The sequence below is a fragment of the Sphingomonas sp. P2_B6 genome (assembly GCF_056404755.1).
On the sequence record NZ_JBFUDK010000027.1, the window covers coordinates 24369 to 37592 of the forward strand.

The following is a 13224-nucleotide window of genomic DNA, read 5'->3' on the forward strand; positions in this document are numbered from 1 at the left end:
GGAAATTCACGCTGCCAACCTTTCAGGAGGCGAGATTTCGCGGATCACGCCGTCGACTCCGCCGGCGATGCCGCGCGGATAATCGCCGGCACGAAAGGCCGGCAGGATGGCGGTGCCGATGATCGCCTTCGCTTCCTCGTCGCGCAGCGCCTTTTCGAGGCCGTAGCCGACCTCGATCCGTACCCTGCGCTCCGTGGGCGCGACGATCAGCAACACGCCGTCATTGATGTTCTTGCGCCCGATGCCCCATGTCCGCCCGAGCGTGACGCCATAATCCTCAATCGGATGACCGCCGAGGTCAGGGACGGTCACGACCACGAACTGATGGTGAGTCCGTGTCTCGAGCGCCACCAGCTTCTCGTTGATCGCCGTACGCGACGCCGGCGGCAGCAGATGCGCCGCATCGACGACGCGACCGGACAGCGCCGGAAAATCATATCCGGCTGGGGCGACCTGACTGGCCGGAGCGGCGGCACCGCACCCGGCCAGCATCAGCAACGGGGCGACGGGTCTGATCAGTTGGTGTTGCCGAAATTAACCGAGGGCGCGGTCTCCGCCCCTGGGCTGGTCGCCTGGAAGGGGGCCATCGGCTTGGAGCCGTAGAACACCTTCGCGCCGATCGCGTCGGGGAAGGTGCGAATGCGTGTGTTATAGGCCTGCACCGCGTCGTTATAATCCTTGCGCGCGATGGTAATGCGGTTCTCGGTGCCTTCCAGCTGGCTCATCAGCGTGGTGTAATTGCCCTGGCTCTTCAGCTCGGGATAGGCCTCCTGCAGACGCTGGAGATTCAGCGTCACGCCGGCTTGCGCCCGCTCATAGGCCGCGACCTTGGCCGGATCGGTGAGATCGTCGCCCGTAACCTTGACCTGGGATGCCGCGGCACGGGCCTGGGTCACCTGGACCAGAATGTCCTTTTCCTGCGCGCCGGCGGCCTTCACCGTGGCGACGAGATTGGGGATGAGATCGGCCCGGCGCTGATAGTTGTTCTGCACATCGGCCCAACGCGCCTTGGCGTTCTCCTCGGCCGTGGGGACGCTGTTCAGGCCGCAGGCGGACAGCGCGATGGCGGACATCAGCGCGAAGACGGCACGGTATTTCATAGACAATCCCTCCAACCCTTGCATGCGCATGATAGGCGAGTAGCGTGGGCACGCGGAAGCGAAATCGGATGGAGAGGTTCCATGTTCAAGGAGTTCAAGGCATTCATCGCCCGGGGCAACGTGCTCGATCTCGCGGTTGCGGTGATCATCGGCGCGGCTTTCGGCAAGATCGTGACCTCGCTGACGGACGATGTGCTGATGCCCGTGATCGGCAAGATCTTTGGCGGGCTCGACTTCTCCAGCTATTTCGTGGTGCTGGGCAAGGTGCCCGAGGCGCTGGCCGGATCGACCGATTATGCGGCGCTGAAAAAGGCCGGCGTGCCGGTGTTCGGCTATGGCGCCTTCATCACCCAGGCCGTCAATTTCGTGATCCTGGCCTTTATCATCTTCCTGATCGTGCGCGCCGCGAACAGGTTGATCGCGAAGCCGGAAGAAGCGCCCGCGGCCGAACCCGCCGATGTCACGCTGCTGCGCGAAATCCGGGACGAGCTGAAGAAACGCTGAGACAATCCCTCTCCCTCTCGGGGGAGGGAAGGATTCAGGCCGCAGCCAGATCCTCGGCGCGGGAATCGGCCAGGCTGGTCCCGTCGAGGATTCGCGCGGTCTCGTCGCGCACGCGCGCCATGGCGTGGCGGATCGCGCAGCTCGCCTCGTCCTTGCAGTCGCGGCACGGGCGATAGGCGGTGCGGCTGACGCAAGGGACCAGCGCCAGCGGTCCCTCGATCACCCGAATGATCTCGCCGAGCGAGATCAGGTGAGTCGGGCGCGACAGGCAATAGCCGCCCATCTTGCCGCGGTGGCTGTGCAGGAAGCCGGCCTCGCGCAGATCGGCCAGGATCAGCTCCAGGAACTTGCGCGGCACATTGGCCTCTGCGGCGATCCTGTTCATCGGGATGGGGGGGCCGCCCGCGGGCGCCTCAGCCAGGAAGATCATCGCGCGGAGCGCGTAACGGGAACGCTGTGTCAACATAGCATGACCGATATGGACTCATATTGTGGCGAGCGAAAGGCGGGCTTTTCATTAAGTTCGCAATCCCTATATTGGGGACGCCGCCGGTTCGCCGTCGGCTATGGTGATAAATTGCGGCGTACAATAGATGCAGCGGACCCGGGGGCAGTACCCGGCGACTCCACCACAACCGGCCCTTCGGGACCGGTCATGACGGGGTCGAACCAGGATCGACGTGTATTGAAAAGCGCTGTTTTTGCCCGGGCTGAGTAACCTGTAAAAGGCTCAAAACCACAAGTGCTAACGATAACGAAGCACTCGCGATTGCCGCGTAAACCGGACCTAACGGTCTAGTTTACTAAGGACGAAAGCGCGGTCCGGGCCGCACCGGGCAACAGAAGCGGACACCGGCGGTCCGGGGAGCACCGAGCAACAGAAGCTCCCCACTTTCTTTTACTGACCGCCACCCCGGTTCCGGGATCCATCGCGGCCAGCGAAGCGCTTATTTTCAGCACGTTGCGCCTGCAGCCCGATGATGCCGGAACGAGTCCGGCATGACGGAGGGGCTTATAGCCGCTCCCTCACTGCCTTCAAATCCGCCACGAATCGCTCGAACTCCAGCTCCGCCGCGTCGCGATCCGGCAGCCGCAGCAGAAAGCTCGGATGCACCGTGATCCATCCCTCGCTCCCATCGGGCAGCGCGTGCGGCCGGCCGCGCTCCTTGACGATCGTCATGACCTTGCCGAACAGCGATCGGGCCGCGGTCGCGCCGAGCGCCACCGTCACCTTCGGCTTCACCAGCAGCCTTTCCTGCTCGATCCACCAGCGGCACGCCGTAATCTCACCCGCATCGGGCTTCTGATGGATGCGGCGCTTGCCGCGCTGCTCGAACTTGAAATGCTTCACCGCATTGGTGACGTACACGCCCGAGCGATCGATCCCCGCCGCTGCGACGGCGCGGTCGAACACCTGGCCCGCCGGCCCGACAAAGGGCCTGCCCGCCAGGTCCTCCTGATCGCCCGGCTGCTCGCCAACAAACATCAGCGCCGCGTCCACCGGCCCTTCCCCGAACACCGTCTGAGTCGCGTGCCTGTGGAGATGGCAGCGCGTGCACCCCATGGCCTCGTCGCGCAGCGCCTCCCACGCGCCTTCGATATTGCCGTTGGGCCGTTCCTTCGCCCGTGCGATCATGCCGCTCTCCCGCGCCTGCGCGCTTGCGATCAGTCCAGGCACCAACGCGGTCTCGGGCATGTTTTTCCAATATTTGCGCGGCATTTCCTTCAGCATCGCGCCGACCTTCATCCGGGCCGGATTGAAGATCGAAGCGTAATAGGTCTTCCACACCGCCTCGATCGGGTCGCCGGAGGGCGCATCGCCCCGCGCCGCGCCGGGGCCTTCGCTCAGAATCTTGCCGTCCCAGTGCAGCGACACCTCCGGCGTCAGGATCGACCAGCGCATGCTGGCGAAGCGATCAACGAAGAAACCGGCATTGGCGCGCACGATATGATGATCGGGCTCGAACCAGGCGACGAAGCGCGCGCCCGCCCCATCCTCGACTTCACGGAAGCGTAGGAAAGCCCGCATCTTGTGGATGTCGCGGCGCACTTCCCTCGCCAGGCCCTCCAGCCGCCGGACGAGAGGATCGGCGGCATCCTCCGTCAGCGTCGGCTCGGCCCGCAGCCGAGTGAGCAGCGCGTAGAGCAGGGCAAAACGTTCGGGCTCGCGGTGCAGGATCGCCTTGCGCGCAAGATCGATAAAGGCGCGCGGTACGGCAAATCCCGGCGCGGGCGGCGGCGGCGGCGCGGCATCCAGCGCGAACAGGTCAGTCGCAGCATCGCCGACCTGCCACACCACCTCGCTCGCGGGCACATCCTCGCCGATCAGGCCCCGCGCCGCATTCCGCCAGCTGTCAAAATCGTCCGGCGTGCTCAGGCGGACGACACGCGCTCTCACTCCCGCTCGTCGCCTCCCGCAGGTGTCGCTTCGGCGCGCGCGAGCTCCTTCGGCTTGCGCCGCTCGAACACCTGGGCCAGCCGCGCCTCCTCCTCGCTCGACAGCTTTTCGCTGGCGGCGGGAAACATCTCTTCCTCTTCCTCGTCGATATGATGCTCATAACGATGGCGCAGCTTGCCGAAGGTCTCGGTCCATTCGGCCGACGCCGAATCAAGGTCGGCCAGGTCGCCGAGGAAATCGTCGATTTCCTTGTGCTCCGACACTGAATGGCGCGCATCGTCGCGCAGATCCGGATTGGCCAGCATGGTCGCGTAGAGCGATTCCTCCTCGGCCGCCGCATGCGCCGTCACCTCGACCCGGAACGCCTCGAACAAGTCGCGCCGCTCCGAACCGTCGGCCGGGGCATTGCCGATCTTTTCCAGCAACTTGCGATGGCGGTCATGATCGGCCTTGAGATCGGCGAAAATTCGGGCGTCGGCCATATGAATACTCCTGTGGTTCCCTGCCTGAACCAGCCAGAGCGGCGCTTGTTTCTCTTGCGAATCGCTCTCAGCACCATCGCCTGCCGGACACCCAGCAGTTTGGCTCAACCGGCCGTCATTCTGGCGCAAGCCTATTGCCCACCGGCACAGTAGGAATAGCGTCGTGCATGGGGGCGCAGTCGAGTCGGCACGCTCAAAAAGGCGGCCGCGGCTACGCCCGACAACGGGAGAGCTGTCATGGACCTCGATTCGTCTGCCGACCGTCCGCTTCCAATCCTGATCGTGGCGCGCGGCGATCCTGTGCTTGCCCTGCCCGTTCAGACGGTCGAACTCGACCTCACGAAATTCCATAGCGGCCGCTGGGCGCAGCAGCTCGACACGGCGATGACCCGCTCGCGCGAGCCGATCGTCCTGCTGGCCCAGGGCGTGGCGTGCCTGGCCGTGGCATGGTGGGCGCAGCTCTCGCCGCGCAGCTATCTCGAACATATCCGTGGCGCGGTGTTCCTGTCCCCGCTCAGCATCGGCTTCGGCCAGGCGGCGATCGCGGCCAAGGCGCGGGTGAGCCCCGCGACCAAATTGCCCTTCCCCTCGGTCGTCGCGAGCGACCCTTCGCCAATGATCGAGCAGGTCCTGGCCCTGGCGGACCATTGGGGCAGCCGCTTCGTCGATGCCGGCGCGGTCCAGGGATCGCACCCGAGCAACCGCCGCGGCGGCGGAACGGCGGCCGAGGACCGGCTGTTGCAGCTGCTCGGCCTGTTCGACGCCGGGGAGATCGGCGGCGGCAAGGCGCCCGATATGGCGGTGGTGGCCCGGCTCGAAAGCATCCGCTAGCCGAACAGTTCGAGCTGCTCGCGTTTCGGCGCGACCAGAGGACGTAGGTTCGCCCGGTCGCTCAGCGCGACCGGGCGCCAGTCCTCGGCGATCAGAAATGGCCGCACCTTGGCGATCGACGCGGTCAGCCGCCCGACATCGGCAAGATGCAACCGCCGCCAGCGCCGCGCGGCGAGGATCGCGCCGACCGCCTTCACGCCCAGCCCCGGCACACGCAGCAGCATCTCGCGCGGCGAGCGGTTGACGTCGACCGGAAAGCGGTCGCGGAACTTCAGCGCCCAGGCGAGCTTCGGGTCGATGTCGAGCGGCAACATACCGGTCGCGTCATCTGCTGCGGCAACGACCTCGCCCGGCGTATAATCGTAGAAGCGCATCAGCCAATCCGACTGATAGAGCCGGTGCTCGCGCATCAGCGGCGGGCGCTGCAGCGGCAGCACCGTGCTCGCATCCGGGATCGGGCTGAAGGCGGAATAATAGACGCGGCGCAGGCCGAAGCGGCCATAGAGCGACGAGGCCTTGCGCACGATATCGCCGTCCGTCGCGGCATCGGCCCCGACGATCATCTGAGTCGACTGGCCGGCCGGCGCGAACTTGGGGGCTGACTTGAAGCGTTTCGTCGCATCGCCGGTGTCGAGGATCGCCGTCTTCATGCCCTTCATCGCGCCTTCGATACGCGATTCGGACTTTTCCGGCGCCAGCCGTTTCAGGCCACTCGCCGTGGGCAGCTCGACATTGATCGAGATGCGGTCGGCATACAGCCCCGCCTGGTGCACCAGCTCCGGGTCGGCATCGGGAATGGTCTTCAGATGGATATAGCCGCGGAAATGATGATCTTCGCGCAAGCTCCGCGCGACCTCGACGATCTGCTCCATCGTGTAGTTGGACGAGCGGATGATGCCGGAGGAGAGGAACAGCCCCTCGATATAGTTGCGCCGGTAGAAGGCGAGCGTCAGCTTCACCACTTCCTGCGCGGTGAAGCGGGCGCGACGGACGTTCGAGCTCTTGCGGTTGATGCAATAATGGCAGTCGAAGATGCAGCTGTTGGTCAGCAGGATCTTGAGCAGCGAGATGCAGCGCCCGTCAGGCGCATAGGCATGGCAGATGCCCATGCCGCCATCGGTCGAGCCGAGCCCCTTGCCGTCGCGCGACGTGCGCTTGACGCTGCCCGACGACGCGCAGGACGCGTCGTATTTGGCCGCATCCGCGAGGATTTCGAGCTTTTGCTGAACGTCGAGCTGCGCCATATGTTCTTCATATGTTCACGTCGCTCAGCAGTAAATAGCTGATTTTAAAGGATCGGTTTGGACCTCATTTGCCCTCGCCGACGCCCTGATGCATGCCGAGCAGTTCATCCATCGCGCGCGCGACATTCTCAAGCGTATAGGGCTTCTGCACCACCGTTCGCCCGCGATGGTCCTCGGGAAGCTGGGCCTGCTCGCCATAGCCGGTCGCGAACAGGAAGGGCACGCCCAGGTCCATCAGCCGGTCGGCGATGGCGAAGCTGGTGCGGTCGCCCAGGTTGATGTCGAGCATCGCGACACTCGGCCGGCTGGCCTCGATACTGTCGAGCGCCGCCTCGACCGTCGCCGCCGTCGCAACACTCTGCGCGCCGAGCCGGCCTGCGATATCCTCCGCATCGAGCGCGATGATCAGGCTGTCTTCGACCAGCAACAGGTCCTGCCCGGCGAGCACGCGGTGCGGCGGCACCTGCGGATGGCCGACCGCCGGGCGCGGGAATTTGATCGCGGGGCCGGCAAAGGTCTTGGGCTCCGACACGTGGCGCGCCGGGATACGAAAAACCGCCTCCACGCCGTCCGGCCGGTAATCGATCTTCGCCGCGCCACCGAGATCGTACGGCACCGACCTGTCGATGATCGTCGTGCCGAACCCCCTGCGCGTCGGCGCCTGGACCCGGGGCCCACCGGATTCGGACCATGTGAGGATGAGATCGCCCGCCTTGTTGCGGTCCCAGCTGATCTTCACTTCGCCGCCCGGCACGGAGAGGCTGCCATATTTGGTCGAGTTGGTGACGAGCTCGTGCACCACCAGCGCCATGGTCGAATACGCCTGGGGATTGAGCAGCACCGGGTCGCCTTCCGACACAACCCGCTCGCGCTCGTCGACGAAGGCGGCGGCCTCGGCGTCGATCAGCGCCTGCATCGGCGCGGGCCCCCAATGGTCGTCGGTGATCTGGTTGTGCGCGCGGGCCAGCGCATGGATGCGCCCGTCGACCACGCCGACAAAATCCTTCACGGCGGCGTCGGTCGGCTGGGACTGGCGGATCAGCCCGCGAATCACGCCCAGGATGTTGCGCACGCGGTGGTTGAGCTCGGCGATCAGCAATTCCTGCCGCGCGCCGGCCTGCTGGCGCTCGGCCGAGGCTTCGTCGGCGAGACGCAGCACCACTTCGATAAGGGTCGCGCGCAACGTCTCCGCCACACGCAATTCCGACGCAGTGAAGGGCTGCGAGCGACCCTCGACCAGTTCCTTCCACTCGGCGAAGCTTTCGCGCGGCGTCAGGCGTGGCCCATTGGGGCCATAGTCGACCGGCTTGTGCGGATCGCCCGCCCAGCGCACCGAGCGGACCAGTTCCGACCGGAACAGCACGACATAATCGCGCGGCGCACGCGAAATCGGGATCGCCAGCATGCCGGCCGCAGCGGACGCGAACTCCTCGGCGCCCGGCACGATCGAGGCAATGCGATCGGTCGCATAGACCTTGCCCGCGGCGGTGCCGTTCAGCGCGCGGATGATCTTGCGGAACGCCTCGGTCGGCGGTGTCGTGCCGGAAAAGGCGTAGTTGCCGGAGATCCACACGCCCACGCCGTCCGCCGGGATGGCGTTGGTCAGGATGTCGCCGAGCCAGTCCGGGTCCTTGAGCAGGGTCTCGTCCGAGGCGACCGCGCCGAGCAGCTGGTCTGAGATGTCGCGCGCACGGCGCTCGAACTCGACCGTCTCCTGCCGCTCGCGGCTTTCCAGGCGCATCGAGAACATCTGGGCGAACAGCTCGCTGACCGATCGCCGCTCGAAACTCGGACAGCGCGCCGAATAATGATGACAGGCGAACAGGCCCCAGAGCCGCCCCTCGACGATGATCGAGATCGACATCGAGGCGCCGACGCCCATGTTCTTCAAATATTCGATATGGATCGGCGAGACCGATCGCAGCACCGACAGCGACAGGTCGAGCGGCCTGCCCGCTTCGTCGAGCGCCGGGACGATCGGCACCGGCACCGCGTTCACGTCGGTGATCACGCGCAGCAGGTTGCGCTTGTACAACGCCCGCGCCTGCACCGGGATGTCGCTCGCCGGATAGCGCAGGCCGAGGAACTTACCGATACCGGGCTTGCACGCCTCGGCCACCACTTCGCCCGAATCGTCGGGGGCGAAGCGATAAACCATGACCCGGTCGAATCCGATCAGCGCGCGCACCTGCCGCGCGCCTTCGCGGAAGAAGCTCATCGAATCCGGCGTCTGGTCGAGCCGGGTGATCATCGACCGGACCATGCCGGTGGCATCGCCATGCTCGCCTGACGCAGGCTCCGCCTCGACCACGATCTGGCCGCCGGACAGGTGCACCGCGAAGTCGAAGCGCTGGGCGCCGGGCACGATGGTGCAATCGAACAGCCGCTCGACCGCGTCGGGGCCGCGCAGCATCGCGGTGCGGTTGCGCAGCTCGTGCACGGTTTCGGCCGGGAAGAGGTCGCGCAATGGCCTGCCGATCACGTCGTCCGGAGTCCGGCCGATAAAGTCGGCGGTGTTGGCGGAGGCGCGCGCGACCATCCAGTCGGCGGTCAGCGCGAGCAGGAAACCGATGGGCTGGATCGCGCCCAGGATGTGGATGGGTTCCCGATCGCAATTGGTGAGATCGACCCGTTCGACGCCGTCAGCCAAATCAGCTCACCTTCATAAAATGCTGCCCACTGCGTTCGAACTGCCCGAAGACGGCGCGGGCCGCATTGATCGCGATCTGGATTTCACCCTTATCACGAAGCCGGGTACCCAGCAGTTCCAGCAGGCCGCGCCACGCGCGGGAATCATTCGCCCCGAGAAAGCTGGCGGGAAAGCGCGACGGCACCGACTTGCGCAGCATCGCGCCGCCCAGCCGCGACCCCTCCAGCACATAGACCGCGCCGAGAATGGCGGCTTCGCCGACGAATTCGGGTTCGGTGCCGGTAGCAGGCTCCGCCACACCCATCGCGGCCAGATCGTCGAGCAGCAGATGCGCCCGCCGCCGATCCGCCCAGTCGTGCAGCACCTCGGCGGCGCCGCCCCGGTCGAGCGCCCGCTCGACCGGAATATGCGCCGCCGCCTGGGCGGAAAGGAAGCGGCGATAGTCGCCGTCTTCCGCCAGATTCATCGCCGAAAAGATCGAATCGACTCGCTGGTGATGGTCCGCCGTCGCTGCGCGCAGGGCGGTCCTGATGTCGTTATGGCCAGTCATTGGGGGAAAGAATGCCGCAGCGGCGACAAAGTTCAATCGTGACGTTCGCGCATCGAAAACCGCCTGCTCAAATCGAGGACTCCTTTTCGCCGCAAGCGGCGCGGGACGACATCGCGACGACCGGATGGTTCAAAACCCGATCGTCGCCATGCCGCCCGGCTTCACCGCCAGTTCCGCCTCGAGCCGCGCGAGCAAGTCGCCGGCGGGAAGCGGCCCGGTCACCTTCAGCTGCCGCGCGACGACCGCGAAGTCGCCCGGCGTCAGCGTGCGCAGACGAGCGAGCCCGGCCGGCGCAGCGCAGCCGAAGAAGCGCTCGAACGCGCGCGCCGCCGATGCCGCCGACAGAGGCTGCAACGCCAGCTTGAAGGTGAAGCGCCGGAGCGCCGCCGGATCGAGCCGCGCCTGGTCGTTGGTGGCGGCGAACACCGGCAGCGGGTGGCGATCGAGCCAGGTGAGCAGCTCGTTGACCTGAGTCACCTCCCAGCTTGCCCGCGCCGTCTGCCGGTCGAACAGCAGCGAATCCGCTTCGTCGAAGAACAGCACGCTGCCCTCCGCCGCCGCCTCGCGAAAGGCCGCCGCGATATTCGCCTCGGTCTCGCCGACCCATTTCGACAGCAGGTCGGATGCGCGCCGCGTAGCGAGCGGGCGACCAAGCCGTTCCGCCACGTCGCCGGCAAGCTGGGTCTTGCCCGTGCCTGGCGGCCCCGCCAGCAGCACCGAAAAGGCGAGCGCCGCACCCGGCCGGGTCAGCTGCTCGACCAGCCCCGCAACCGGCGTGTCGCATTCGAACAGCGACAGATCGACTTTCCCGGGCGCTTCGGCCACCGTCACCGCCTGACCGCGCAGCGAGCCGACCAGCGCCCGCGCCACGCGCTCCTCGTCGCCCGACGCGGCCCCGGCGATCCGGGCGGCCCGCATCGCGACCCGCGCCACGCTGGGCGTCTCCGGCGCCTGCCGCGCGAGCATGGCGAAGTCATCGCCGATCGCGCACGCCTCCATCGCCGCCATGCGCGCCAGCACCCGGTCGCGCTCGGCGCCGCGTGGATGATCGAGCTTCAGCACGAAGCTCATCCGGCGCAGATAGGCCGAATCGACATTGTCGATCGCATTGCTGGTCCAGATGACCGGCACGCTGTTCGTCTCCAGCATGCGGTTGACGAAGATCTTCGACCCCGCCCGGTTGGCGAAGCGCGTGCCGCCATCGACCTTGTTCGCGTCGCCGATCAGATCCTCCAGCTCGTCGAACAGCAGCAATACGCGTTCGTCGCGCTGAAGCGCCCGCTGCGCGCGAAGCAACGCCGCGACGCGCTCGTGCCGGCGCGGCTCGGTGCCGTCGCTATCGGCCTCACCGACCGCGAACAAAGCCGCGCCGACATGCGCCGCGAGCGCACGCGCCAGCTCGGTCTTGCCGACGCCGGGCGGACCATGGAGCAATATGTTGATGCCTGGCGCCCGCGACTCCACCGCGCCGGCGAGCAGCCGCGCGACGAACGCCACATCGCCCTGCATCGCGGGGAAATCGGCGAGCGCGAGCGCCGCCTGTTGGCGCTTGCCCGCCAGTGCCTCGATCAGCCGTTCGGGATCGTGCCCGCCGCGCGCGAGCAGCGTCTCGAACCACCAGCTCACATCGAACGACACCCCGCCGCCCCGCGACATGTCGATCTCGAACAGGCCGAGCTCGACCACCAGGCTGGTACGCGCGACCGTGCCGGCACGGATCGCATCGGCGCCCGCCAGCATGCCGACGATTCGCGCCATGTCCTCATGCGCCCCCTCCAGCGACCAGCGCAGCCGCGCGATCCGGGGGTGGAAGGAGAGCGCGAGCCCAGCCTCCAGCACCGCGCGGTCCTGATCGGTCAGGCTCAGCACCGTCGCGATATTCTCCGCGGCCTCGGCCAGCTCGGGCGGCAACGGGTCCTCCGCCATGTCGCCGAGCATTGTCGCCAGCTTCGCCCAGCTGATCTTGCGCACCGCTTGCTTCGCCGCCGCATTCCTGACGCGCGGCTTCGGCCCCGGCCAGAAGACCGATCTGTTCTCTTCCACCCATGCGAGCAGCGCCTGACCGGCCCGCCCATCCTTCGTCAAAGTCGCGCGCAGCATCGTTGCCAGGCGCCGCGACGTCACCGTCGTGCCCATGTGTCTCATCCATGTGCCGCAAACGTACGCATGGCGCCGGCTTGCGAGCTTTAAGTTCTGGGATTGAACATGCCGGGTCCAACGACCCGGCCGGGCGCGACTAGCGCTTCGGCGAGGTCCGGACGGCGGCGGGCTCAAGCCCGAATATGATTGCCGTGGCGAACATGTCAGCCTTCCTGCACCCCGATATTGGGGCGGGTGGCGCACTAGGCGCGCGCGCGGGTTTCGTCAAGATCGTAACGGATGCGACCAGTTACGCGACCTCAATCGGGCTCGCGCTTCGCCCCGTCCAGGGTGCGGTCGATGCGCGCCTGTTCCTCGCGTGCGACACGCTTCTCGTCCTTGGTCTGCCCGAACGAACGACGATTGGCGGACGCCGCCGCTTCCTTGTCGGCGCGGGCGCGGGCCTTGCGGGCGGTGCGCAGGTTGATGATCTCGGCCATGGCGGGAGCCTATCAGTCAGGCAGCTGGTGCCAAGAGGGCGCGGCTTTACTCGGCCGCCAGCAGCGATTCCGCCCCGCCCAGATCGACCGATACCAGACGGCTCACCCCCTGTTCGATCATCGTCACGCCGAACAGCCGGTGCATGCGGCTCATCGTCACCGCATTGTGCGTGACGATCAGATAGCGGGTCGCGGTTTCCTGCGTCATCGCGTCGAGCAGGTCGCAGAAGCGCTCGATATTGGCGTCGTCAAGCGGGGCGTCGACTTCGTCTAGCACGCAGATCGGCGCGGGGTTGGTCAGGAACAGGCCGAAGATCAGCGCGACTGCGGTCAGCGCCTGCTCGCCGCCCGAGAGCAGGGTGAGCGACTGGAGCTTCTTGCCCGGCGGCTGCGCCATGATCTCGAGCCCCGCCTCGAGCGGATCGTCCGAATCGACCAGTTCGAGATGCGCCTGCCCGCCATTGAACAGCGTCGTGAACAGCCGGCGGAAATGCCCGTCGACTGCCTCGAACGCGGCGAGCAGGCGCTGGCGCCCCTCGCGGTTCAGCGTGCCGATCGAGCCGCGCAGCCGGTTGACCGCGAGGCCCAGTTCCTCGCGCTCGGCGGCATTGCCGACACTGGCGGCCTCCAGCTCGGCCAGCTCGGTTTCCGCGACGAGATTGACCGGGCCGATCCGCTCGCGATCGATCAGCAGCTTGTCGTGCGCGGTCGATTCATCCTGGGGCTCGCCGACCTTCTCCGCCTCGAAGCCGATCCGTTCCGGCAACAGCACCGACGGACAATGGAAACGCTCGCCCGACAGGCGGTTCATCTCGAGTCGCCGGGCTTCCTGATTGTCCGCGCGCGCCGCGGCGCCGGCCCGGGCCTCGCGCGCTTCGGCCAGGGT

At 66.7% G+C, this 13224-nt stretch carries 12 protein-coding genes, 1 other RNA gene and 1 pseudogene; 3 read left to right on the top strand and 11 right to left on the bottom strand.

Annotated elements, in window-relative coordinates:
- Positions 1-6: 6 nt before the first annotated feature.
- Together AC1DX5_RS23550 and AC1DX5_RS23555 are read right to left on the bottom strand one after the other, a co-directional pair.
- The gene (locus AC1DX5_RS23550; RefSeq protein WP_465174037.1) at positions 7-492 is read right to left on the bottom strand and encodes a TPM domain-containing protein; all 486 of its coding nucleotides are present in this window, start codon (positions 490-492) and stop codon (positions 7-9) included.
- A 23-nt stretch (positions 493-515) separates the two neighbouring features.
- Positions 516-1100, bottom strand: coding sequence for a LemA family protein (locus tag AC1DX5_RS23555; RefSeq protein ID WP_465171650.1), 585 nt, complete (start codon positions 1098-1100; stop codon positions 516-518).
- 81 nt (positions 1101-1181) lie between these two features.
- On the opposite strand from AC1DX5_RS23555, the gene mscL reads away from it, so the two are divergent.
- Positions 1182-1604: a large conductance mechanosensitive channel protein MscL gene (gene mscL, locus AC1DX5_RS23560; RefSeq protein WP_465171649.1), complete on the top strand. Its 423-nt coding sequence runs from the start codon at positions 1182-1184 to the stop codon at positions 1602-1604.
- Between the two features lie 34 nt (positions 1605-1638).
- On the opposite strand, the gene AC1DX5_RS23565 is transcribed toward mscL, so the two are convergent.
- Positions 1639-2070 carry an RrF2 family transcriptional regulator gene (locus AC1DX5_RS23565; RefSeq protein ID WP_372855684.1) on the bottom strand — a complete coding sequence of 144 codons (432 nt, stop codon included), beginning with the start codon at positions 2068-2070 and terminating at the stop codon, positions 1639-1641.
- Positions 2071-2111: 41 nt separating this feature from the next.
- On the opposite strand from AC1DX5_RS23565, the gene ssrA reads away from it, so the two are divergent.
- Positions 2112-2458, top strand: a transfer-messenger RNA (tmRNA) gene (gene ssrA / locus AC1DX5_RS23570).
- 158 nt (positions 2459-2616) lie between these two features.
- Here ssrA and AC1DX5_RS23575 read toward each other — a convergent pair.
- Both AC1DX5_RS23575 and AC1DX5_RS23580 read right to left on the bottom strand, forming a co-directional pair.
- Positions 2617-4002 carry a UdgX family uracil-DNA binding protein gene (locus AC1DX5_RS23575; protein ID WP_465171648.1) on the bottom strand — a complete coding sequence of 462 codons (1386 nt, stop codon included), beginning with the start codon at positions 4000-4002 and terminating at the stop codon, positions 2617-2619.
- On the bottom strand, positions 3999-4484 hold the full coding sequence (locus tag AC1DX5_RS23580; protein WP_465174036.1) for a hemerythrin domain-containing protein: 486 nt from the start codon (positions 4482-4484) through the stop codon (positions 3999-4001). The genes AC1DX5_RS23575 and AC1DX5_RS23580 overlap by 4 nt, the downstream gene beginning before the upstream one ends.
- Before the next feature lie 237 nt (positions 4485-4721).
- Between AC1DX5_RS23580 and AC1DX5_RS23585 the strand changes: the two genes are divergently transcribed.
- On the top strand, positions 4722-5315 hold the full coding sequence (locus AC1DX5_RS23585; protein WP_465171647.1) for an alpha/beta hydrolase: 594 nt from the start codon (positions 4722-4724) through the stop codon (positions 5313-5315).
- Here the strand turns inward: AC1DX5_RS23585 and AC1DX5_RS23590 are convergent.
- The 6 genes and pseudogenes from AC1DX5_RS23590 to AC1DX5_RS23615 form a co-directional block, all read right to left on the bottom strand.
- A complete protein-coding gene (locus AC1DX5_RS23590; protein ID WP_478017712.1) occupies positions 5312-6559 on the bottom strand; it encodes a putative DNA modification/repair radical SAM protein in 1248 nt (415 codons plus the stop codon). The genes AC1DX5_RS23585 and AC1DX5_RS23590 overlap by 4 nt on opposite strands.
- Before the next feature lie 64 nt (positions 6560-6623).
- The gene (locus tag AC1DX5_RS23595) at positions 6624-9209 is read right to left on the bottom strand and encodes an HWE histidine kinase domain-containing protein (RefSeq protein WP_465171645.1); all 2586 of its coding nucleotides are present in this window, start codon (positions 9207-9209) and stop codon (positions 6624-6626) included.
- 1 nt (position 9210) lies between these two features.
- On the bottom strand, positions 9211-9759 hold the full coding sequence (locus AC1DX5_RS23600) for a biliverdin-producing heme oxygenase (protein WP_465171644.1): 549 nt from the start codon (positions 9757-9759) through the stop codon (positions 9211-9213).
- Positions 9760-9888: 129 nt separating this feature from the next.
- Positions 9889-11895 carry an AAA family ATPase gene (locus tag AC1DX5_RS23605; RefSeq protein WP_478017714.1) on the bottom strand — a complete coding sequence of 669 codons (2007 nt, stop codon included), beginning with the start codon at positions 11893-11895 and terminating at the stop codon, positions 9889-9891.
- A 263-nt stretch (positions 11896-12158) separates the two neighbouring features.
- Positions 12159-12338 (bottom strand): DUF4169 family protein, encoded by a 180-nt coding sequence (locus AC1DX5_RS23610; RefSeq protein ID WP_478017716.1) that lies wholly within the window; start codon positions 12336-12338, stop codon positions 12159-12161.
- Positions 12339-12384: 46 nt separating this feature from the next.
- Positions 12385-13224, bottom strand: a pseudogene (locus AC1DX5_RS23615) (chromosome segregation protein); the annotation flags it as partial.

Bases quoted from the DNA above. Each gene is read 5' to 3' on its own strand.
- AC1DX5_RS23550 (WP_465174037.1), bottom strand. From the start codon at position 492: ATGCTGGCCGGGTGCGGTGCCGCCGCTCCGGCCAGTCAGGTCGCCCCA.
- AC1DX5_RS23555 (WP_465171650.1), bottom strand. From the start codon at position 1,100: ATGAAATACCGTGCCGTCTTCGCGCTGATGTCCGCCATCGCGCTGTCC.
- mscL (WP_465171649.1), top strand. From the start codon at position 1,182: ATGTTCAAGGAGTTCAAGGCATTCATCGCCCGGGGCAACGTGCTCGAT.
- AC1DX5_RS23565 (WP_372855684.1), bottom strand. From the start codon at position 2,070: ATGTTGACACAGCGTTCCCGTTACGCGCTCCGCGCGATGATCTTCCTG.
- AC1DX5_RS23580 (WP_465174036.1), bottom strand. From the start codon at position 4,484: ATGGCCGACGCCCGAATTTTCGCCGATCTCAAGGCCGATCATGACCGC.
- AC1DX5_RS23585 (WP_465171647.1), top strand. From the start codon at position 4,722: ATGGACCTCGATTCGTCTGCCGACCGTCCGCTTCCAATCCTGATCGTG.
- AC1DX5_RS23590 (WP_478017712.1), bottom strand. From the start codon at position 6,559: ATGGCGCAGCTCGACGTTCAGCAAAAGCTCGAAATCCTCGCGGATGCG.
- AC1DX5_RS23600 (WP_465171644.1), bottom strand. From the start codon at position 9,759: ATGACTGGCCATAACGACATCAGGACCGCCCTGCGCGCAGCGACGGCG.
- AC1DX5_RS23605 (WP_478017714.1), bottom strand. From the start codon at position 11,895: ATGGGCACGACGGTGACGTCGCGGCGCCTGGCAACGATGCTGCGCGCG.
- AC1DX5_RS23610 (WP_478017716.1), bottom strand. From the start codon at position 12,338: ATGGCCGAGATCATCAACCTGCGCACCGCCCGCAAGGCCCGCGCCCGC.